Source organism: Streptomyces sp. H39-C1 (assembly GCF_027158125.1).
GTDB classification, from domain to species: domain Bacteria; phylum Actinomycetota; class Actinomycetes; order Streptomycetales; family Streptomycetaceae; genus Actinacidiphila; species Actinacidiphila fildesensis.
Genome location: NZ_JAPVLS010000032.1, coordinates 16,535 through 38,124, shown reverse-complemented (window position 1 = coordinate 38,124; position 21,590 = coordinate 16,535). Strand labels below are relative to the sequence as shown.

The window sequence follows — 21,590 nt, the reverse complement described above, 5'->3', positions numbered from 1 at the left end:
CGTAACTCGAGGCGAGAGGCCTTCGACGTGGCAGCACCGCAGAACTACCTCGCAGTCATCAAGGTCGTCGGAATCGGCGGCGGTGGCGTCAATGCCATCAACCGGATGATCGAGGTCGGTCTCAAGGGCGTCGAGTTCATCGCGATCAACACCGATGCGCAGGCCCTCCTGATGAGCGACGCCGACGTCAAGCTCGACGTCGGCCGCGAACTCACCCGCGGCCTCGGCGCCGGCGCGAACCCCGATGTCGGCCGCAAGGCCGCCGAGGACCACCGCGAAGAGATCGAAGAAGTGCTCAAGGGCGCAGACATGGTCTTCGTCACCGCGGGCGAGGGCGGCGGCACCGGTACCGGCGGCGCACCCGTGGTCGCGCATATCGCCCGCTCGCTGGGCGCCCTGACGATCGGTGTGGTCACCCGGCCCTTCACCTTCGAGGGACGTCGCCGCGCCAACCAGGCCGAGGACGGCATCGCCGGTCTCCGCGAAAATGTCGACACTCTCATCGTGATCCCGAACGACCGGCTGCTGTCCATCTCGGACCGCCAGGTCAGCGTGCTCGACGCGTTCCGGTCCGCGGACCAGGTGCTGCTGTCCGGCGTGCAGGGGATCACCGATCTCATCACCACCCCGGGTCTGATCAACCTGGACTTCGCCGATGTGAAGTCCGTGATGTCCGAAGCAGGTTCCGCCCTGATGGGCATCGGTTCGGCCCGTGGCGACGACCGCGCGGTAGCGGCCGCGGAGATGGCCATCTCCTCGCCGCTGCTCGAAGCGTCCATCGACGGCGCCCGCGGCGTGCTGCTCTCCATCTCCGGCGGCTCCGACCTCGGCCTGTTCGAGATCAACGAGTCCGCCCAGCTGGTGAGCGAGGCCGCGCACCCCGAGGCCAACATCATCTTCGGTGCGGTCATCGATGACGCGCTCGGCGACGAGGTCCGGGTCACCGTGATCGCGGCCGGCTTCGACGGCGGCCAGCCGCCGCCCAAGGGCAACCGCGACAAGGTGCTCGGCGCGTACAGCGGTCGCGAGGAGACTCCCGCCACCGGACCTGCCCGGGTCGGCAGCCAGGCCGAGGCCCCGCGCCCGACCTCCTACAGCGGTCTCGGCAGTGTGCCGGTCCGTGCCGAGGAGCCGGAGCCGGTCGCTGAGGTCCCGCCGTCCCCGGTCACCCCGCCGCACGTGCCGCCGGCCCGTCCGTACCAGGACTCCGCGGCCGAGGAGCTGGACGTACCCGATTTCCTGAAGTGAGCTTCCCTCAGTTCCCTGGGTGATGTGACCTTCTTGTCCCCTTGTTCGTGAAGTGGCCGGGTTCGGCCCCTCGGTGAACGGCGCGCATTTCGTCCCTCTTTACGGAGGGGCGCGATGAGCGCCGTTCGCTGTGTATCCGCCCAACTCGCCCGATTCGAGACGGCTATGGGTGAGATATCCCATGTTCGTATCATCGGATCGACTGAAGGAACGTGAGCGAGGCAGTGACGGATCGCAAGGCCCAACTGGCCGCGAATCTGGCCCGGGTCGAGGAGCGCATCACCGCCGCGTGCGACGCGGCGGGCCGCGACCGCAAGGACGTGACGCTGGTGGTGGTCACCAAGACCTACCCCGCGAGCGATGTGCGTTTTCTCTCGGAACTCGGTGTTCAGCAGGTCGCGGAGAACCGCGACCAGGACGCCGCCCCGAAGGCTGCCGCGTGTGCGGATCTGCCGCTGACCTGGCATTTCGTGGGTCAGTTGCAGACCAATAAAGTCCGTTCCGTGGTCGGTTACGCCGATGTCGTGCACTCCGTCGACCGGCTCCGGCTGGTCGGCGCGCTGTCCACCGCGGCGGTCGCCCGCGGCCGCGAGGTGGGCTGTCTGGTCCAGGTCGCCCTTGACACCGAGTCAGGAACCCAGGGCAGCAGGGGCGGAGTCGCGCCCGACGTCGTCGGCGGCCTCGCCGACGCGATCGCCGCGGCGCCGGGCCTCCGGCTCGACGGGCTGATGACGGTCGCTCCGCTCGACGGCCCGTACCGGGGCCAACCCCGCGCCGCCTTCGATCGGCTGGCGGAAATCTCATCCGGCCTGCGCGCGGCCCATCCGGCTGCCACCATGGTCTCGGCAGGGATGAGCGCCGACCTGGAGCAGGCGGTGGCGGCGGGAGCGACACATGTACGCGTCGGTACTGCGGTACTCGGAGTCCGTCCCGGGCTCCGGTAACGTCACCAAACAAGTCGGACCACAGCAATAAATATGGTCTTTCCCCGCTGAGAGGACGCAGAGCATGGCCGGCGCGATGCGCAAGATGGCGGTCTACCTCGGCCTCGTGGAGGACGACGGGTACGACGGCCCGGGATTCGATCCCGACGACGAGTTCGAACCCGAGCCGGAGCCTGAGCGCAACCACAGGCCACGCAGCCAGCACAATCAGCACAATGAGCTCGCCCAGCACCAGCCACAACGGGACGAACCGGCACGACTCGTCCATGCGCCGGCGCCCCGCGAACCGCGGATCGCCCCAGTGGCGTCCATCACACCCGAACGTCACAGCATGGAGAAGAACGCACCGGTGATCATGCCCAAGGTCGTGTCCGAGCGTGAGCCCTACCGGATCACCACACTTCACCCCCGCACGTACAACGAAGCCCGTACCATCGGGGAACACTTCCGCGAGGGCACACCGGTGATCATGAATCTGACGGAGATGGACGACACGGACGCAAAGCGTCTTGTCGACTTCGCCGCCGGCCTGGTCTTCGGCCTGCACGGCAGCATCGAGCGGGTGACGCAGAAGGTGTTCCTGCTGTCGCCTGCTAACGTCGATGTCACGGCGGAGGACAAGGCCCGCATCGCCGAGGGCGGGTTCTTCAACCAGAGCTGAGCACCACACACCGAGGAAATCCGGCCACCAGGCCGAAGGCGAGCAGGGGAGAGGGACGCGCGATGAGCTACGCACTACAGGTGCTCTACATCGTGCTGATGTGCTTCCTGATCGTGCTGATCTTCCGGTTGGTGATGGATTACGTCTTCCAGTTCGCGCGCTCGTGGCAACCTGGGAAGCCGATGGTGGTGGTCCTTGAGGCCACCTACACTGTCACCGATCCGCCACTCAAGCTTCTGCGGCGGTTCATTCCGCCGCTGCGTCTCGGGGGCGTGGCGCTCGACCTGTCCTTCTTCGTATTGATGATCATCGTGCTCATCCTGCTCCGCGTTGTCGGGAGTCTGTGATGAACGATGCGGACTCCCGATATGTCGACGATCACGTTGAGGTGAAGAGATGCCGCTGACCCCCGAGGACGTGCGGAACAAGCAGTTCACGACCGTCCGCCTCCGAGAAGGTTATGACGAGGACGAGGTCGACGCCTTCCTCGATGAGGTCGAGGGAGAGCTGACCAGGCTCCTACGAGAAAACGAGGACCTGCGGGCCAAACTGGCCGCGGCCACCCGAGCCGCCGCCCAGAACCAGCAGCAGGGCATGCGCAAGCCGGAGTCTCAGGACCGTCCGGTCCCCGCGGCCATATCCGGACCGCAGCCCGTGCCGCCGCAGCAGATGGGTCCGCCCCAGCAGATGGGGCAGCCCCAGCAGCAGTCCGGCGCACTGCAGCTGCCTGCCGGGCCGAGCGCCCAGCAGCACGGTCCCGGTCCGATGGGCCAGGGCCCCATGGGTCAGGGTCCGATGGGCCAGAACCAAATGGGTCAGGGTCCGATGGGCCAGAACTCCATGGGCCAGCAGCACCCGATGCAGCAGCAGCACCCCATGCAGCAGCAGCATCCGATGCAGCAGCAGGGCCACCCCATGCAGCAGCAGTCGCCCGGCGGCGACAGCGCGGCGCGGGTTCTTTCGCTGGCGCAGCAGACCGCCGACCAGGCGATCGCGGAGGCCCGTTCCGAGGCCAACAAGATCGTCGGCGAGGCACGCAGCCGCGCCGAGGGCCTGGAGCGGGACGCCCGTGCCAAGGCTGACGCCCTGGAGCGGGACGCGCAGGAGAAGCACCGCGTAGCGATGGGCTCGCTGGAGTCCGCCCGCGCCACGCTGGAGCGCAAGGTCGAAGACCTGCGCGGCTTCGAGCGTGAGTACCGGACCCGTCTGAAGTCCTACCTGGAGAGCCAGCTGCGCCAGCTGGAGACCCAGGCGGACGACTCGCTGGCTCCGCCGCGTGCCCCGGCCGCCGCGTCGCTGCCCGCTCCGTCCTCCATGGGCGGCGGGACGATGGGCGGTGGCATGGCTCCGGCCGGTGCCGGTGCGATGGGTCACAACACCGGCCAGAACCCGTCGTACGGGAACCAGGGCATGGGCCACAGCGGCCCGAACCCGACGTACGGCGGCCAGCAGCAGATGTCTCCGGCCATGACGCAGCCGATGGCTCCGGTGCGGCCGCAGAGCCCGCAGCCGCTGCAGCAGGCGCCTACGCCGATGCGTGGCTTCCTGATCGACGAGGACGACAACTAGTCGCCTGCCGCTCGGCGCGTCAGCGCCTGCGGCGGGCATCGGGCCGGGCCCCTGGGGATTTCTCCCTTGGGGCCCGGCCCGTTTTCGTCGTCCGGTGCGTCGGTGGCTGCGGGGCCGGGCCCTCCGGCGTGGGGGTCCGAAATCGACTAGTGAGGGCCTGGCGGCCCACAAGTAGCTCGGCAGCATTTCGGACCCTCCACGCCTGCGGTCCCGGCCCCTCGCGTTCGAGCCCGGATATGGCGGAGGCCGCCGTCCCACTTGGTGTGGTGGGCGGCGGCCTCCGTGGTTTCTACTGCTTGCGCAGGTGGAAGGTCAGGCCCAGCTGGTCGTCCGTGAAGGGCTGGCCGTAGGTCCGGTCCGGGTCGCCGGGGGCGAAGTCCGTGGCCAGGACCTCGTCCGCGATCAGGGTGGCGTGTTCGGTCAGGGCGGTGGTCAGGTCGTTGTCGGCGGAGTGCCAGCGGACGGCGATGCGGTCCGCCACGTCCAGGCCCGAGTTCTTGCGGGCCTCCTGGATCAGCCGGATCGCGTCGCGGGCCAGGCCCGCCAGGCGGAGTTCCGGGGTGATCTCCAGGTCCAGGGCGACGGTGGCGCCGGAGTCGGACGCCACCGACCAGCCCTCGCGCGGGGTCTCGGTGATGATCACTTCGTCCGGGGAGAGCGGGATCTGCTCGCCGTTGAACTCGACGGTGGCGGTGCCGTCGCGCAGCGCTGCGGAGAGCGCTGCCGCGTCGGCGGCCGCGACGGCCTTCGCGACGTCCTGGACGCCCTTGCCGAAGCGCTTGCCGAGCGCCCGGAAGTTCGCCTTGGCCGTCGTGTCGACCAGGGATCCGCCGACCTCCGAGAGCGAGGCGAGGGAGAGCACGTTGAGTTCCTCGGTGATCTGCGTGTGCAGGGCCGGGTCGAGGGAGTCGAAGCCGGCGACGGCCACCAGGGCGCGGGAGAGCGGCTGGCGGGTCTTGACGCCCGACTCCGCGCGGGTCGCGCGGCCCAGCTCCACCAGCCGGCGGACGAGCAGCATCTGCTCGGAGAGGGTCGGGTTGATCGCGGACTCGTCGGCGACCGGCCACGAGGTGAGGTGGACGGAGTCCGGGGCGTCCGGGGTGACCGGGACGACGAGGTCCTGCCAGACCCGCTCGGTGATGAACGGCGTGAGCGGGGCCATCAGGCGGGTGACCGTCTCGACCACGTCGTGCAGGGTGCGCAGCGCGGCGGCGTCGCCCTGCCAGAAGCGGCGGCGCGAGCGGCGGACGTACCAGTTGGACAGGTCGTCGACGAAGGAGGAGAGCAGCTTGCCCGCGCGCTGGGTGTCGTACGACTCCAGGGATTCGGTGACGTCACGTGTGAGAGCGTGCAGCTCGCCGAGCAGCCAGCGGTCCAGCAGCGGGCGGTCGGCCGGGGCCGGGTCGCTCGCGCTGGGGGTCCAGCCGGCGGTACGGGCGTACAGGGCCTGGAAGGCGACGGTGTTCCAGTAGGTGAGGAGGGTCTTGCGGACCACTTCCTGGATCGTGCCGTGGCCGACCCGGCGGGCGGACCAGGGCGAGCCGCCGGCCGCCATGAACCAGCGGACGGCGTCGGCGCCGTGCTGGTCCATGAGCGCGATGGGCTCCAGGGTGTTGCCCAGGTGCTTGGACATCTTGCGGCCGTCCTCGGCGAGGATGTGGCCCAGGCAGACCACGTTCTCGTAGGCGGACCGGTCGAAGACCAGGGTGCCGACGGCCATCAGCGTGTAGAACCAGCCGCGGGTCTGGTCGATCGCCTCGGAGATGAACTGCGCCGGGTAGCTCTTCTCGAAGATCTCCTTGTTGCGGTGCGGGTAGCCCCACTGCGCGAACGGCATCGATCCCGAGTCGTACCAGGCGTCGATGACCTCGGGGACGCGGACCGATTCCAGCGAGCAGCCTTCGGAGGTGCAGGGGAACGTGATCTCGTCGATGTACGGGCGGTGCGGGTCCAGACCGCTCTGGTCGGTGCCCGTGAGGGTGGAGAGGTCCGAGAGGCTGCCGACGCACGTGAGGTGGTTCTCCTCGCAGCGCCAGATCGGGAGCGGGGTGCCCCAGTAGCGGTTGCGCGAGAGGGCCCAGTCGACGTTGTTGTTCAGCCAGTCGCCGAAGCGGCCCTGCTTGACCGAGTCCGGGTACCAGTTGGTCTTCTCGTTCTCGCGCAGCATCGCGTCCTTGACGGCGGTGGTGCGGATGTACCAGGACGGCTGCGCGTAGTAGAGCAGCGCGGTGTGGCAGCGCCAGCAGTGCGGGTAGCTGTGCTCGTACGGGACGTGACGGAAGAGGCGGCCGGTGCGCTGGAGCTCCGCGACCAGTTTTTCGTCCGCCTTCTTGAAGAACTCGCCGCCGACGAGCGGGACCTCCGGCTCGAAGGTGCCGTCGGGGCGGACCGGGTTCACCACGGGGAGGCCGTAGGCGCGGCAGACCTTGAGGTCGTCCTCGCCGAAGGCGGGGGACTGGTGGACCAGACCGGTGCCGTCCTCGGTGGTGACGTACTCGGCGTTGACGATGTAGTGCGCGTCCGGGATCTCGACGAAGTCGAAGGGCCGCTCGTACGTCCAGCGCTCCATCTCGGCGCCGGTGAAGCTGACGCCGGTGGCGGTCCAGCCCTCGCCGAGGGCCTTCTCCAGCAGCGGTTCGGCGACGACCAGCTTCTCGTCGCCGTCGGTCGCCACCACGTAGGTGACCGTGGGGTGGGTCGCGACGGCCGTGTTGGAGACCAGGGTCCAGGGGGTGGTCGTCCAGACCAGGAGGGCGGCCTCGCCCGCGAGGGGGCCCGAGGTGAGCGGGAAGCGGACGAAGACGGAGGGGTCGACGATCGTCTCGTAGCCCTGCGCCAGTTCGTGGTCGGACAGGCCCGTCTGGTCCTTCGGGCACCAGGGGGCGACGCGGTAGTCCTGGACCAGCAGGCCCTTGTCGAAGATCTGCTGCAGCGACCACCACACGGACTCCACGTACTCCGGGTCCATGGTGCGGTAGGCGTCCTCCAGGTCGACCCAGTAGCCCATGCGGTTCGTCAGCTCGGTGAAGGCGTCGGTGTGGCGGGTCACCGACTCACGGCACTTCGCGTTGAACTCGGCGATGCCGTAGTCCTCGATGTCCTGCTTGCTGGTGAAGCCGAGTTCCTTCTCGACGGCCAGCTCGACGGGCAGGCCGTGGCAGTCCCAGCCGGCCTTGCGGGTCACATGGTGGCCCCGCATGGTCTTGAAGCGGGGGAAGACGTCCTTGAAGACGCGGGCCTCGATGTGGTGCGCGCCCGGCATGCCGTTGGCGGTCGGCGGGCCCTCGTAGAACACCCACTCGGGCAGCCCCTCGGACTGGTCGAGGGAGCGGGCGAAGATCTTGTTCTCGCTCCAGAAGCCGAGCACCTCGTGCTCGAGAGCGGGCAGGTCGACCTGGGCGGGTACCTGGCGGTACTGCGGCGTCATCGGTGGTGCCTCCGGCGGACTGTCACGTGTTTCCGTGTTCCGACGAAGGGACGAGAGCCTGGGCTCCCGCGGTACCACCCTTCTTGGCCCGGGAGGCGGCGCCCCCTGGACCCCCTTGATTGGGGCCGCGATGCCGGTTCTACTCGCCCTGCGGCTTTCCTCCGGCGGCTCCGGGGTGATCTTCGCGTCGCGCACACCCCCGGGCTTCCACCGTCCCCGGGTCGCTCTTGGCTGCGTGCGGCGCTACTCGTCCCTTTCCACGCCTTTCGCTGCGGCCAGTGTACGGGGCCGGGGCCGCCGTGTCGGCCCGGTTCCGCGGGTCGGCGGGCCGGGTCCCGCTGACCCGAATGGCCGGATGAAGACAACCGAAGTCCGGCCGTCCGGCGTCACTACCGGTGAATACCGGAATACCTGGTGGAACACCTGGGCACACAGGATGCAGACCTGTCGGCCCACCGGGCGCGACGGGGGGATCAAGCGGCGTGCCCCGTTGCCGCGGGTCCGGAGCCGTTTTACCGTTCCGGCACGATTCGCGAGCAAGATCACAAAATGTGAAGGGGTCGCGGCCATGGTCGTGAAGAAGACCGCCGCCAAGAAGACGACACCGGCGAAGAAGGCGGCCACCGCCGCCAAGAAGGCCGTGAAAAAGGTCGTGGCGAAGAAGACCGCGGCAGCGAAGAAGACGGGAGCCAAAAAGGTGGTTGCGAAGAAGACGGTGGCCGGTACGGTCACGTCCGCGGTTCCCGCCTCCCGGGCGGCCGGGGAGCCCGGCGTGCTCCCGGTACGGCCGGGGGAGGACCGCTGGTCCGCCTCCGAGGTCCTGGAGGCCCGTGCCGAGCTGCTCGCGGAGGCCGAGCGGCTGCGGGCCGAGATCGCGTCCTCGGAGGCGTCGGTGGCGGGGCTGCTGCGCGATTCCGGGGGCGGCGCGGGTGACGACGACGCCGACACCGGCACCAAGAACATCACCAGGGAGCACGAGATGTCGCTGGCGGCGACCGCCCGCGAGATGCTCGCCCAGTCCGAGCACGCCCTGGAGCGGCTCGACGAGGGCACCTACGGCCGCTGCGAGTCCTGCGGCAACCCGATCGGCAAGGCGCGGATGCAGGCGTTCCCGCGGGCCACCCTGTGCATCGACTGCAAGCAGAAGCAGGAGCGTCGCTGAACCCCCTGCCCTCGGCCGGGGGGACCCCCGCGCACGGGTGTGACGTACCCTCGTCAACAGCCAGGATCCGGCCTGGCCGGCACAAGCTGCACAAGGGCTGAGGGACGCACGTGACGGAAGCGGAGCACGGCATCGAGGAACGGGACGAAGAGGCCACGGCAGCGGCCGGGGCCCCTGAGGAGGCGCCGCCCACCGCACCCAGGGGCAAGCGGCGCATCGCCCTCCTGCTCGCGGTGGCGGCGCTGGCGTACGCCCTGGACCTGCTGTCCAAGCTCTGGGTGGTGACCAGCCTCGAACACCGGGACACCCCGATCGACGTGCTCGGCAGCTGGCTGCGGCTCGAGGCGATCCGCAACGGGGGAGCGGCCTTCGGCTTCGGCCAGGGCATGACGATCGTCTTCACGATCATCGCGGCCGGGGTGATCGTGGTGATCGCCCGGCTGGCCCGCAAGCTCTACAGCCTGCCCTGGGCGATCGCGCTCGGGCTGCTGCTCGGCGGGGCCTTCGGCAACCTCACCGACCGGGTCTTCCGGTCGCCGGGGTTCCTGGAGGGGCATGTGGTGGACTTCATCGCGCCCGCCCACTTCGCGGTCTTCAACCTCGCCGACTCCGCGATCGTCTGCGGCGGCATCCTGATCGTGCTGCTGTCCTTCCGCGGACTCGACCCGGACGGCACCCTGCACCGCGACTGAGCCACGGCTGAGCCGAGGCCGGGCCGCCGGTCGGCCACCGGGTCCGGGCCGCCGGGACGGAGCTGCCACCGCCGTCCGTCATACTCGACCAGGTGAGTACCCTTCCCGAGACCCGGACCCTGCCCGTACCCGACGGCCTAGAAGGCGAGCGCGTCGACGCCGCCATCGCGCGTATGTTCGGCTTTTCGCGCACCAAGGCGGCGGAGCTGGCTGCTTCCGGGAAGGTCTCCATCGACGGCAGCCCCGCGATGAAGTCCGACCGGGTGCACGGCGGAGCCTGGCTGGAGGTCGAGATGCCGGCGCCGCCGAAGCCCGTGCAGATCGTGGCCGAGGCCGTCGAGGGCATGGTGATCGTCCATGACGACGACGATCTCGTGGTGATCTCCAAGCCGGTCGGCGTGGCCGCGCACCCCAGCCCCGGCTGGACCGGCACGACCGTCATCGGCGGCCTCGCCGCCGCCGGCTACCGCATCTCCACCTCCGGTGCCGCCGAGCGCCAGGGCATCGTGCACCGTCTCGACGTGGGCACCTCGGGGCTGATGGTGGTCGCCAAGTCGGAGCGCGCGTACACGCTGCTCAAGCAGCAGTTCCGCGAGCGCGTCGTCGACAAGCGCTACCACGCGCTGGTGCAGGGCCACCCGGACCCGATGAGCGGCACCATCGACGCCCCGATCGGCCGGCACCCGAACCACGACTACAAGTGGGCCGTGATCGCCGAGGGCAAGCCCAGCGTCACGCACTACGACCTCATCGAGGCGTTCCGGCACGCCAGCCTGCTCGACATCAAGCTGGAGACCGGCCGCACCCACCAGATCCGGGTGCACATGTCCGCCCACCGCCACCCCTGCGTCGGCGACCTCACGTACGGCGCCGACCCGACCCTCTCCAAGCGGCTCGGCCTGAGCCGCCAGTGGCTGCACGCGGTGAAGCTCGGCTTCGAGCACCCGTCGGACGGCCGCTGGGTGGAGTTCGAGAGCGCGTACGCCGACGATCTCCAGCACGCCCTGGACGTCGTCCGGGAGGACAGCGTCTGATGGACGTCCGGGTCGTCGCGGCGCAGGACGCCGAGGGCATGGCGGCCGTGCACGCCATCCGTCACGAGGTCTTCGTCGTCGAGCAGAACGTCCCGGCCGAGCTGGAGTGGGACGGCAAGGACGACCGTGCCGTGCACGTGCTGGCCCCGGACGCAGGCACCGGACGGCTGCTGCTGGGCGCCGACGCCGCCGCCAAGAACGGCGGCGACCCGGACACCGCGGTACTCGGCCGGCTCGCCGTGCTCAAGCCCGCGCGCGGCACCGGCGTCGGCGCCCGGCTGGTCGCCGCACTCGAGGACGAGGCCCGCAGGCTCGGACTCGCGGGTGTCCACCTGGAGTCCCAGGTGCACGCGATCGCCTTCTACGAGCGGCTGGGCTACACCCCGTTCGGGCCGGAATTCCCCGACGCGGGCATCGCGCACCGCGCCATGCGGCGCTCCCTGGGCTGACGCCCCACTGCCTGTGGCACCCTGAGGCGTCCCGTCCCAGGAGTCCCAGGAGTCCCAGGAGCCGCCCGCCGTGGACCAGCTCGTCCTGTTCTTCTCGCTCATGCTCGCGGCCATCGTCATGGTGCCGCTGGGCGACCGGATGGGGCTCCCGTCGCCGGTCCTGATGACCCTGTTCGGCATCGTGCTGGCCCTGGTGCCGCAGATCCCGAACGTGCAGATCGACCCCGATCTGATTCTGCCGATCGTCCTGCCGCCGCTCCTCTACGCGTCCGTGCAGCGCACCTCGTGGCGGCAGTTCGCGGCCAACAAGCGGGCGATCTTCCTGCTGGCGGTCGCCCTGGTCTTCGTCACGACGGCGGCCGTCGCGGTCGTCGCCAACGCGATCGTCCCCGGCGTGACGGTCGCCGCCGCGGTCGCGCTCGGCGCGCTGGTGGCGCCGCCCGACCCGGTGGCCGCGACGGCGGTGGCCGGGAGCCTGGGGCTGCCGCGGCGGATGGTCTCCATCCTGGAGGGCGAGGGGCTGTTCAACGACGTCACCGCGATCGTGCTCTACCACGTGGCGATCGCCGCGGCCGTGACCGGGAAGTTCTCCGCCGAGCACGCGGCCGGCGAGCTGGTGCTGTCCGCCGTGGTCGCGATCGCGATCGGCATGGCGCTCGGGTGGGCCGCCAACAAGCTTATGGGCATCGTCGGGGACCCGACCCTGCAGATCGGGCTGACGCTGCTGGTCCCGTTCGCCTCGTACGGCCTCGCCGAGGAGCTGGGCGGCTCCGGTGTCCTCGCGGTGCTCACCACCGCGCTCTTCCTGGCCGAGCACGCCGTCGGGGCGGACGATGTGACGGCCCGGCTGGCCGGCACCACCTTCTGGGAGATCGTCGACACCCTCGTCACCGGCGTCGCCTTCGGCCTCATCGGGCTGGAACTGCACAACGTGTTCGCCGTCGGCGCCGGCCGCTGGGGCTCGATGCTCTCGCACGCCGGACTGGTGATCGCCGTGGTCGTCGGCGTCCGGCTGGTGTGGCTGCTGCCGGCCGCCTGGCTGGCCCGCAGGTGGCGGGACAAGCGCCACGACGAGGACATCCCGATGACCTGGCGGGAGACCGTCGTCGTGTGGTGGGCGGGGATGCGCGGCGTGGCGTCCGTCGCCCTGGCCCTCGCCATTCCGCTGACCTCGGACGACGGCCCCTTCCCGGCCCGTGACGAGCTGCTGTTCATCGCCTTCGCGGTCGTCCTGGCCACCCTGGTCCTGCAGGGCCTGACGCTGCCCTGGCTGGTCAGGAGGCTCGGGGTGCGCGGCAACATCGACGCCGAGCACGATCTGGAGCGGAGGCTCGCGCTGCGCGCCACCAAGGCCGCCAAGCAGCGGCTGCGGGAGATCGAGCTGGTCGAGCCGCTGCAGGAGGAGGTGTCGGAGATGCTCCAGCGGCGGGCCTTCGACCTCGGCGCCCGGATCTCGCCCGACATCGTCGACGACGACCGCCGCGAGTCGCACGCCAAGCGCACCGAGCGGCTGCGGGTCATACAGCGGGTGCAGGCCGAGATGATGTCCGCCGCCCGGCACGAGGTGCTGGCCGCCCGCAGCGAGCCGGGCTCCGACCCGGAGATCGTGGACCGGGTGCTGCGCCTGCTGGACCTGCGTTCGGTGCGCTGAGCTCCGTGCTCCGCCGTTATCGTGCGCCCGGCCCGGGGCCGATGTCGTCGGAGGTGGGCGGGGCGGCCGGCGGGCGCGGCGGCTCCGCGTCCAGCCCCGGCGCGGGCGCGGTGTTCAGCCGCGGCAGCGCGTACGGGTGCTCGCGGCGCACCCACTCCAGCAACTGCTCGCGGACGACGCAGCGGACGGTGAAGATGTCGTCCGCGTCCTTGGCGGTGACCAGGGCCCGCACCAGGATCGTGGTCGGCGTGGTGTCGATGACGACCAGGCCCCAGGCCCGCCGGTCCCACTGCTCGCACTCCTTGAGCACCAGGTGCAGCTGCTCGCGCATCAGGTCGACGGGCGTCGAGTGATCCAGATGGAAGAAGACCGTTCCGGTCATCATCGGGTCGCCGCGCGACCAGTTCTCGAACGGTTTGCTGGTGAAATACGACACAGGCATCGTGATGCGGCGCTCGTCCCAGGTCCGCACCGTCAGATAGGTGAGGGTGATCTCCTCGACCGTGCCCCACTCCCCGTCGACCACCACGGTGTCGCCGATCCGCACCATGTCGCCGAAGGCGATCTGCAGCCCCGCGAAGATGTTGCCGAGCGTGGACTGGGCCGCGACACCGGCCACGATGCCGATGATCCCGGCCGAGGCGAGCATCGAGGCGCCGATGGTGCGCATCTCGGGGAACGTGAACAGCATCGCGGCGATCGCCACCACGATCACGACGGCGGTCACCACCCGCTGGATCAGCGTCACCTGGGTGCGGACCCGCCGGACCCTGGCCGTGTTGCGGGCCGTCGAGGCATACCGCTCGTAGGACGCGTCCACCACCGCCGACGCCACCCGTACCGTCAGCCAGGCGCACGCGCCGATCAGCACCAGGCTCAGGCACTGGCCGACCGCCGCCCGGTGGCCCTTGGCGAGATGCGCCGCCGGGTACGAGGCGCGCAGCAGCGCCGTGCACAGCACCAGCTGGAACGGGATCCGGCAGCGGCGCAGCAGGCCCCACAGCGGGGTCTCGGGGTGCCGGGCGTCGACCTTGACGAGCGTCTTGTCCACGACCCAGCCGACGACCAGGGTCACCACCACCGACGCCCCGATGACGATCACCGGCCGCAGCACGTTCTCCATGTCCACAGGCGCTCCCTCCGGTTGCTTTGTCCCCCGACGGTAACTGGCACCATGGACGCGTACCCGACAGCGAGTGAAGGCAGCCCCGTGAAAATCGTGATGTTCCACTCGGCCTATGGGCTCCGGCCCGCCGTACGAGCGGCCGCCGAGCGACTGCGTGCCGCCGGGCACGAGGTGTACGTCCCCGACCTCTACGACGGCCGGACGACCGACACCGTCGAGGAGGGCATGAAGATCAAGGACGCGATCGGCCGCGAGGAACTCCTCCAGCGGGCGGTCGCCGCCGCGGCTCCGCACTCCGACCAGGGGCTGGTCTACGCCGGCTTCTCGCTCGGCGGCTCCATCGCCCAGACCCTCGCGCTGGGCGACGAGAAGGCCCGCGGGCTGCTGCTCCTGCACGGCACGTCGGACATCGCGGACGACGCGGTGACGGATCAGCTGCCGGTGCAGCTGCATGTCGCGGAGCCGGATCCGTTCGAGTCGGAGGACTGGCTCAACGCGTGGTACCTGCGGATGGGCAAGGCGGGCGCGGATGTTGAGGTGCACCGGTACCGGGGTGCGGGCCATCTCTACACGGACCCGGAGCTGCACGACTACGACGCCGAGGCCGCGGAGCAGACATGGGCTGTCGCCCTGAGCTTCCTCGCGGACCTCGACGCCGAAGCCTGAGGCGTCAGCTGGCGCGGTAGGCCAGCCAGGAGTCCTTCATGCGCTGTACCTGACCCGGCGTGAACTGGGTCATGCAGGAGTCGTAGGTGTAGTCCATGAAGTTCTTGATCGGGTCCAGGCCCTCGGCGGTGCAGGTGTCGCTGCCGACCGGGCACTCGAAGGCCGGCTCGCCTTCCTGCGGGGTGTCGGCGACGTAGTCGCCCGGCTCCGTGCAGCCGTCCTGGAAGGTGTGGTAGAGGCCGAGCCAGTGGCCGACCTCGTGGGTGGCGGTGTCGCCCTCGTTGTAGTTGGTGACGGTGCCGCCGGGGATGGACTGGTCGAGGATGACGACGCCGTCACCCTTCGGGTCGCCCGGGTACCACTCGGGGAAGGTCGCCCAACCGAGCAGCCCGCCGCCGAGGTTGGCGCTGTAGAGGTTGAGGCTGCTCACCCCGCCCTTGCGGAGCTTGGACTTCATGGCCTTTTCCTCGGCCGTGTCGGGGGCGACATTGTACCAGGCCGCGTTGTCCGTGTAGTCGGTCTTGAGCAGCTTGAACGTGAACGGGGTGGTGGTGTTGCCGTCGCCCTGGCCGGCGTACGCCTTGTTCAGGACATCGATCTGCCCGGCTATCTGGCTTGCCGTGAGCTTGCCGGTGGCGCCGTCGTGGATGACGTGGAAGTAGACCGGGATCGAGATCGCCTTCGCCTTGACGGAGTTGACGCCGGACCGGCGCAGCGAGGCGGTGCGGTTCTTCAGGTCGCGGTCCATCGCCTTGGCCTGCGCCGGGGTGAGGGCGTTGGGCTCGTGGGCGGTCGCGCCGGGCATCTCGCGGGCTGCGGCGTTCCCAGCAGTGCCCTCCGCACACTGCTGGGCGGACGGCGTCCTCGCGGTGGCTTTGTGGGCGCTGACGGTACCCGCCGAGGCGGCCACCGGGGTGAACGCGAGGGCTCCCGCGATGGCTGCGGCGCCGATCAGGCGGCGTGGGACACGACCGGTGAGTCGGGCGGCGAGTCGGACGGAGGGGCGCATAGTTCTCCTCAACTTCACGACGGCTGGTGCGGCTGGTAACCGCTGCAGCGGAGGCTATAGAGGATCTCCATGTACGCATCAGGGCGGGAATCGGCCCGGGCGTCGAGCGGTTGGCCGAAAACCGTCACTGCTCAGCGGGCCGGGCTGTCCGCTCGCCGGACATGACAAGGGACCGGCCGCGTCCTGCCGGCCGGTCCCTGTGGGTGGGTCACTTCCCGCTGATCGCCTTTTCGATGGCGGCCATGACGGTGGCGGAGGGCTGCCCGATGACCTCGATGGCCTTGCCGTTGAGCTTGACCGTCGGGGTGCCGGTGACGTCCTTGGCCTTGTTGAACTTGTCGCTCATGGTGAGCGCCCACTTGTCGTAGGTGCCGTTCTTCACGGCGGTCTCGAAGGTCTTGTTGCCCTTGAGGGCGGGGACCTTCTGGGCCAGCTCGATCAGCTTGTCGTCGCTGCCGAACTCGTCCTTGGTCTCCTCGGGGTGGACATCCTTGGAGTACAGCAGCGTGTGGTACTGGGTGAACGCGTCGGTGGAGACGTTCAGCGCCGCGCCCAGCGCGCTGAGCGCGTTCTTGGAACCCGTGCCGCCGTTCCCGTCGAGGAAGGTGCCCATGGTGTACGTGATCTTGTACTTCTTGTCCGTGGCGCCCTTCAGGACGGCCGCGCCGGACTCCTGCTCGAAGGAGGCGCAGACCGGGCAGCGCATGTCCTCGTAGGCGTCCAGGTTGTACTTGCTGGCGGGGTCGCCGATGACGACCGTCGTGCCGTCGGTGCCCGAGGTGTTGGCGGGCTTGACCAGGGTCTTCTTCGCCGCGGCCTCCCACTCGCCGGGCTTGTTCATCTCGTTGACGGCCACGGCCACGCCGCCGGCTATCGCGATCGCCGCGATGACGGCGCCGCCGACCAGCAGCTGGCGCTTGAGCTTGGCCTTCTTCGCGTGCTTCTCGCGCTCGGCGCGCAGCCGCTCACGGGCTGCCTGCTTGTTGGCCTGGCTGTTTCTGCTGCTCATGGTGATGGGGTCTCCGTGTCCATCCGTGTGTGGTGGGCGAGCCGGTGGTCAGAGAGCGACCAGCGACGGCGGACCACGCCGTACGAGGGAGTGCAGCAGCGGCCGGAACCGCGAGGGGCCGGCCTGGCCGGACCGGGCGCGGGGCAGCCGCAGCCGGGCGGCCGGGGTGCGCAGCGCGGCGACCGCGGCGAGCAGCGGCCGGAACGCGGCGGCGGCCATCGCGCGCACGACGCGCTGCAGACCGGCCTCGCCGCGCCGCAGCCACCAGGAGGCGAGCAGGCCCACGGTGATGTGTGTCGCGAGCAGCAGCCACGGGCCGGTCGTCGGATCGGTGGCGGCGGGCGCCCCGGGGACGGCCGCCAGCGGGCTGCCGACCTGGCCGCCGTGACACAGCAGCGCCTCGTTCAGGGAGCGCCAGGAGCCGGTGACCGGTCCGCCGCCGGGGCCGTAGCAGGTGTGCTGACCTGCGGTGAACAGCGTGTCCACCGCCAGTTCCAGCGGCACCAGCAGCCCGGCGATGGGCCAGAAGCCGCGCTCCCGGCCGCCGAGCGCGTAGGCCAGCGCGAAGACGGCGCCGTAGGCCCCCGCCACCGTGACCAGCGGCAGGGGCGTGTGCGACATCAGTACGTGCGAGGTGGAGGAGAGAGTGACGCACAACGCCGCGAAGAGCGCGGCACGCAGCGCCCTCAGCGGTGGTCGTATGTCCTTCATGGCGGAGAGTGTGCCATGCCGATAAGTAGGTGGAACCTAAGGGACCCCAACCTGTGTGACTAAAGGCCCGGGATCCGGCCGTTGCGGAACAGGTCGACGAAGATCTGGTGGTCGGCGCGGGCCCGGGCGCCGTAGGAGTGGGCGAAGTCCACCAGCATCGCGGCGAAGCCCTCCTCGTCCCCTTCGATGGCCTCGTTGATGGCGTCCTCGGTGGAGAACGGCACCAGCGAGTGGCCGCTCTCGTCGTCCGCGGCGGCGTGCATCGCGGCCGTCGCCCGGCCGAGGTCGGCGACGACGGCCTCGATCTGCGCCGGGTCGTCGAGGTCCGACCAGTCGAGGTCCACCGCGTACGGGGAGACCTCGGCGACCAGCTGCCCGACGCCGTCCAGCTCGGTCCAGCCCAGCCACGGGTCGGCGTGCGCCTGCAGGGCGCGCTGGGAGATCACCGTGCGGTGGCCCTCGTGCCGGAAGTAGCCGCGCACCGCCGGATCGGTGATGTGCCGGGAGACCGCCGGGGTCTGCCCCTGCTTCATGTAGATCACGACGTCGTTCTCCAGCGCGTCGGTGGTGCCCTCCAGCAGCAGGTTGTACGAGGGCAGCCCGGCGCTTCCGATGCCGATGCCGCGGCGGCCGACGACGTCCTTGACGCGGTGGCTGTCCGGGCGGACCAGGCTGGCCTCGGGGAGGGTCTCCAGATACCCGCCGAAGGCGGCGAGCACCTTCTCGCGCGTCGCCTCGTCCAGCTCGATGGCGCCGCCGCCGGGCCGGAAGCGGCGGTCCCAGTCGCGGACCTCGGTCATGGAGTCGAGCAGTCCGAAGCGGGTCTGCGAGCGGGCGTGCCGCAGGGCGCCGAGCAGCGGGCCCTGCGCGCTGTCCAGGGTCAGCGGCGGCAGGCTCTCGTCCTTGGACAGCTCGCGGATGCGGGCGCGGTAGGCGGCGGCGTAGGTGCGCACCAGGGCGCTGATCGTGTCGTCGCCGAGCGCCTTGGTGTAGCCGATGAGGGCGACGGAGGCGGCGAAGCGCTTCAGGTCCCAGGTGAACGGGCCGACGTAGGCCTCGTCGAAGTCGTTGACGTTGAAGACCAGCCGGCCGTTGGCGTCCATGTAGGTGCCGAAGTTCTCGGCGTGCAGGTCGCCGTGGATCCACACCCGGCCGGTGCGCTGGTTCACATACGGCCCGCTGTCCTTGCCGTCCTCCAGATCGGAGTAGAACAGGCACGCCGTGCCCCGGTAGAACGCGAACGCGGACGCGGCCATCTTGCGGAACTTGACGCGGAACGCGGCCGGATCGGCGGCCAGCAGCTCGCCGAAAGCGGTGCCGAAGACGTCGAGGATCTTCGCACCGCGCTGCTCGTCGGTGGTGTGTGCGATGGGCATCGCTGCCGCCCCTCCAGGGCTCGTGCCGGAGATCTTTCAACGGGCGAGCCTACGCGGCGGGCCGACGGCCGGCGGGGGCGGGACGGCACACCGGGAGAGGCGGCGGTGGAGGGGAATTACCCGTCCGCAAATACCCGGGGCCGGATATCGCGATACGTGGCGCATACCGGCATCGAATATGCCGGGGACAGGGAATTCGATCGTGCGTTCCCTGAAGGGCGGGCCGCGGTGCCGATCGCGGAGCCGGCCGGAGAACCAGGAGGAGCGGTGGTACCCCAGGGCCCGGGGGTGCCACCGCTCCGGGCCGGTCGCGTGCGACCGGCCTGTGATCAGTTGTGACCGAACCTCTTCTGCTGGCGGCGGGAGACCTGCCCCGAGGTCGGAAGTACCTGCTCCTGGGCGGCGGTGCTCTTCGCCTGCTCCTGGGCCTCCGCAGCCTGGCTGCGTTCCTGCTCCTGGGCCTTGCGCTCGCGATTCTTGTTCTTACCCACGATCGTCCCTCCTATAGGGGATCTCGGACGTTGAACCGCTATCAGGCTTGCACGCGAGTACGAAGCGCGCATTTCGGGCAGGTGGTGGGGGAGGACCCCCCTTAATTTCGGAAACCGCCACGCCGATGATCGAGTTCCGGCTTATAACGTCCCGATATTGGGGCAGACTCGGGGAAAATCCGTGCCGGGGGACGACCGGAAGAGGTGCAACATGGACCGCTGCGTTGTCCTGGTGGACGCCGGATATCTCCTGGGCGCCGCGGCGAGCCTTCTGGCCGGTGAACCTTCCCGGTCGCGAATCACCGTCGACCACGCCGCCGTGGTCGCCGGCCTCCGCGAACGCGCGGAGCTGGAGACCGGGCAGCCGCTGCTGCGGATCTACTGGTTCGACGGTGCCCCCGACCGGGTCCCGCAGCCGGAGCACCGGCGGCTGCGCGTCATGCCGCGCGTCACCGTCCGGCTGGGCGCGCTGACCCGGACCGACGGCCGCTGGGCGCAGAAGGGCGTCGACGCCGCCATGCACGCGGAGCTCTCCGAGCTCGCCCGCAACCGGGCCTGCTCCGACGTGGTGCTGGTGACCGGTGACGGCGATCTGCTGCCCGGCATGATGTCCGCGAAGGAACACGGCGTCGCCGTCCACCTGTGGGCCGTGCAGGCCGCCGACGGGGACTACAACCAGTCCGAGGACCTGGTGGCCGAGGCCGACGAGCGCCGGGTGCTGGACCGCGAGTGGATCACCCGGGCGATCCGGGCCCGTGAGGTCGCCGGCGTCTGCGCCCCGCCCACCCCGCGCCCCGAGATCCAGGCGATCCTGTCCGCGCCGCTGCCCGAGCCCTCGGGCTCCGCGGGCGCCGGCACCGGACACCCGGACGCCCACCCCGAGGCCCGCCCCGGCTCCCACCCGGCGAAGAACGGCTCGGCCCCGGCACCCGCCGGCACCGAGCACCCCGACGCGGCCGCCGCCGCCGCTGCCGCCGCCAAGGGGGTGCCCACCCCCAAGGACCTCGCGGGGCTCGGCCGCGTCCAGCAGGCACCGGTCCCGCACCCCGTCCCCAACGCCACGCTCCGGTGGTCATCCGACAAGACCTGGTCGGAACGCGGCCCCGGCAACGGCCCTGACGTACCCGACACCAGCGGCCTGCCGACGCTCGCCCAGCTCACCAGCGCGGAACAGCGCTGGGCGGACCGCGAGGCCGACATCACCGCCGTCAGCGGCGACCCCTTCGAGGTCGGCCAGGTCTTCGCCCGCCGCTGGATCGCCCGCCTCACCGACGCCGCCCACCTGCAGGCCCTGTCCACGCACTACCCGCGGGTGCCGCACCGCATCGACGGCGAGCTGCTGCGCTACGCCGCGCGCTTCGGACTGCTCGCGCACAAGGACGACCAGATCGACGAGCACGACCGGTACGCCATCCGGGCGGGCTTCTGGCGCGAGGTCGACGCCCGCACGGTCGCCGAACACGCCCCCGCGGGTGATTAGGGCGTAAACACGGGGTCGGGACCGGTGCGTGCCGGTCCGGCATTTGAGGGCAGAACCGGACCCGAGGCGCGGACCGGGCGCCGCGACGCGTACTCTCGATCCTCGTGAGTACGGGCACGGAGCAGGCGGCGCCCAGCACAGCCGCCACCGCCCGCGATGCGGTGATCGCCGTACGCGGGCTGGTCAAGACCTACCCGGCCGGACGTGGCCGGCGAGGCGCCGCGACCCCTGCTGTCCGCGCGAGCGACGGCATCGACCTCGACATCCGGCGCGGCGAGATCTTCGGTCTGCTCGGACCCAACGGCGCCGGGAAGTCCACCCTCGTCCGCCAGCTCACCGGGCTGCTGCGGCCGGACTCCGGCGCCATCGGCATGCTCGGGCACGACCTCGTACGCCACCCGGAACGCGCCTCCCGGCTGATCGGCTACCTCGGGCAGGAATCCACCGCCCTGGACGAGCTGACCGTCTCACTGGCCGCCGAGACCACCGGCCGGCTGCGCGGCCTGGACGCGCGCACCGCGCGGGCCGAGCGCGACGCCGTGCTGGCGGAACTGGGCCTCACCGAGCTGGCGGGACGGGCCATCAAGCGGCTCTCCGGCGGCCAGCGGCGGCTGGCGTGCTTCGCCGCGACGCTGGTGGGGGAGCGGCAGGTGCTGGTCCTGGACGAGCCGACCACCGGCATGGACCCGGTCGCCCGGCGGGCGGTGTGGGCCGCGGTCGACCGCCGCCGCGCCGAGCACGGGGCCACGGTCGTGCTGGTCACCCACAACGTCATCGAGGCCGAGACCGTGCTCGACCGGGTCGCGGTGATGGACAACGGGCGGGTCATCGCGTGTGACACCCCGGCCGGGCTCAAGGTGCTCGTCGCGGACGAGGTCAGGCTCG

General features: G+C 70.5%; 20 protein-coding genes. 13 read left to right on the top strand and 7 right to left on the bottom strand.

The features are described 5' to 3' along the window. Nucleotides 1-27: 27 nt before the first annotated feature. From ftsZ to O3W51_RS21745, 5 genes are all read left to right on the top strand, one after another. Entirely contained in the window at nt 28-1,248 is a 1,221-nt protein-coding gene (gene ftsZ / locus O3W51_RS21765; RefSeq protein WP_138356953.1) for a cell division protein FtsZ, read from the top strand. 224 nt (nt 1,249-1,472) lie between these two features. Beyond that, nucleotides 1,473-2,192, top strand: coding sequence for a YggS family pyridoxal phosphate-dependent enzyme (locus O3W51_RS21760; RefSeq protein WP_138356952.1), 720 nt, complete (start codon nt 1,473-1,475; stop codon nt 2,190-2,192). A 64-nt stretch (nt 2,193-2,256) separates the two neighbouring features. Then, on the top strand, nt 2,257-2,853 hold the full coding sequence (locus O3W51_RS21755) for a cell division protein SepF (RefSeq protein WP_138356951.1): 597 nt from the start codon (nt 2,257-2,259) through the stop codon (nt 2,851-2,853). Nucleotides 2,854-2,915: 62 nt separating this feature from the next. Further along, nucleotides 2,916-3,200 (top strand): YggT family protein, encoded by a 285-nt coding sequence (locus O3W51_RS21750; protein WP_138356950.1) that lies wholly within the window; start codon nt 2,916-2,918, stop codon nt 3,198-3,200. 49 nt (nt 3,201-3,249) lie between these two features. After that, the gene (locus O3W51_RS21745) at nt 3,250-4,422 is read left to right on the top strand and encodes a DivIVA domain-containing protein (RefSeq protein WP_138356949.1); all 1,173 of its coding nucleotides are present in this window, start codon (nt 3,250-3,252) and stop codon (nt 4,420-4,422) included. A 289-nt stretch (nt 4,423-4,711) separates the two neighbouring features. Here the strand turns inward: O3W51_RS21745 and ileS are convergent, their stop codons facing one another. After that, nucleotides 4,712-7,849: an isoleucine--tRNA ligase gene (gene ileS, locus O3W51_RS21740; RefSeq protein WP_138356948.1), complete on the bottom strand. Its 3,138-nt coding sequence runs from the start codon at nt 7,847-7,849 to the stop codon at nt 4,712-4,714. Nucleotides 7,850-8,417: 568 nt separating this feature from the next. On the opposite strand from ileS, the gene O3W51_RS21735 reads away from it, so the two are divergent. The 5 genes from O3W51_RS21735 (at nt 8,418) to O3W51_RS21715 (ending at nt 12,837) form a co-directional block, all read left to right on the top strand. Beyond that, nucleotides 8,418-9,011, top strand: a complete 594-nt coding sequence (locus O3W51_RS21735; protein WP_232484791.1) for a TraR/DksA family transcriptional regulator — start codon at nt 8,418-8,420, stop codon at nt 9,009-9,011. 110 nt (nt 9,012-9,121) lie between these two features. Beyond that, nucleotides 9,122-9,703 carry a signal peptidase II gene (gene lspA, locus O3W51_RS21730; protein ID WP_244809133.1) on the top strand — a complete coding sequence of 194 codons (582 nt, stop codon included), beginning with the start codon at nt 9,122-9,124 and terminating at the stop codon, nt 9,701-9,703. 92 nt (nt 9,704-9,795) lie between these two features. Further along, nucleotides 9,796-10,737 carry an RluA family pseudouridine synthase gene (locus O3W51_RS21725; RefSeq protein ID WP_138356946.1) on the top strand — a complete coding sequence of 314 codons (942 nt, stop codon included), beginning with the start codon at nt 9,796-9,798 and terminating at the stop codon, nt 10,735-10,737. After that, complete coding sequence (locus tag O3W51_RS21720) at nt 10,737-11,186, top strand: GNAT family N-acetyltransferase (RefSeq protein ID WP_138356945.1); 450 nt, start codon at nt 10,737-10,739, stop codon at nt 11,184-11,186. The genes O3W51_RS21725 and O3W51_RS21720 overlap by 1 nt, the downstream gene beginning before the upstream one ends. 70 nt (nt 11,187-11,256) lie before the next feature. Then, entirely contained in the window at nt 11,257-12,837 is a 1,581-nt protein-coding gene (locus tag O3W51_RS21715) for a Na+/H+ antiporter (protein ID WP_138356944.1), read from the top strand. A 16-nt stretch (nt 12,838-12,853) separates the two neighbouring features. Here the strand turns inward: O3W51_RS21715 and O3W51_RS21710 are convergent, their stop codons facing one another. After that, entirely contained in the window at nt 12,854-13,960 is a 1,107-nt protein-coding gene (locus O3W51_RS21710; protein ID WP_138356965.1) for a mechanosensitive ion channel family protein, read from the bottom strand. Between the two features lie 51 nt (nt 13,961-14,011). Between O3W51_RS21710 and O3W51_RS21705 the strand changes: the two genes are divergently transcribed. Further along, nucleotides 14,012-14,629, top strand: coding sequence for a dienelactone hydrolase family protein (locus O3W51_RS21705; protein ID WP_138356943.1), 618 nt, complete (start codon nt 14,012-14,014; stop codon nt 14,627-14,629). A gap of 4 nt (nt 14,630-14,633) precedes the next feature. Here O3W51_RS21705 and O3W51_RS21700 read toward each other — a convergent pair whose 3' ends face one another. The 5 genes from O3W51_RS21700 to O3W51_RS21680 all read right to left on the bottom strand — a co-directional run bounded on the left by O3W51_RS21700 (nt 14,634) and on the right by O3W51_RS21680 (nt 19,225). Continuing rightward, the gene (locus O3W51_RS21700) at nt 14,634-15,638 is read right to left on the bottom strand and encodes a zinc metalloprotease (protein ID WP_138356942.1); all 1,005 of its coding nucleotides are present in this window, start codon (nt 15,636-15,638) and stop codon (nt 14,634-14,636) included. A gap of 208 nt (nt 15,639-15,846) precedes the next feature. Next, nucleotides 15,847-16,647 (bottom strand): thioredoxin domain-containing protein, encoded by an 801-nt coding sequence (locus O3W51_RS21695; protein ID WP_138356941.1) that lies wholly within the window; start codon nt 16,645-16,647, stop codon nt 15,847-15,849. Nucleotides 16,648-16,695: 48 nt separating this feature from the next. Beyond that, nucleotides 16,696-17,358: a hypothetical protein gene (locus O3W51_RS21690; RefSeq protein WP_138356940.1), complete on the bottom strand. Its 663-nt coding sequence runs from the start codon at nt 17,356-17,358 to the stop codon at nt 16,696-16,698. Between the two features lie 59 nt (nt 17,359-17,417). After that, nucleotides 17,418-18,734: a DUF2252 domain-containing protein gene (locus O3W51_RS21685; RefSeq protein ID WP_164296048.1), complete on the bottom strand. Its 1,317-nt coding sequence runs from the start codon at nt 18,732-18,734 to the stop codon at nt 17,418-17,420. 329 nt (nt 18,735-19,063) lie between these two features. After that, the gene (locus tag O3W51_RS21680; protein WP_187144835.1) at nt 19,064-19,225 is read right to left on the bottom strand and encodes a hypothetical protein; all 162 of its coding nucleotides are present in this window, start codon (nt 19,223-19,225) and stop codon (nt 19,064-19,066) included. Nucleotides 19,226-19,436: 211 nt separating this feature from the next. Between O3W51_RS21680 and O3W51_RS21675 the strand changes: the two genes are divergently transcribed. Further along, the gene (locus O3W51_RS21675) at nt 19,437-20,705 is read left to right on the top strand and encodes an NYN domain-containing protein (RefSeq protein ID WP_269287181.1); all 1,269 of its coding nucleotides are present in this window, start codon (nt 19,437-19,439) and stop codon (nt 20,703-20,705) included. A 104-nt stretch (nt 20,706-20,809) separates the two neighbouring features. Further along, a partial coding sequence (locus O3W51_RS21670) for an ABC transporter ATP-binding protein (RefSeq protein ID WP_443048316.1) occupies nt 20,810-21,590 on the top strand: 781 nt, incomplete at its 3' end.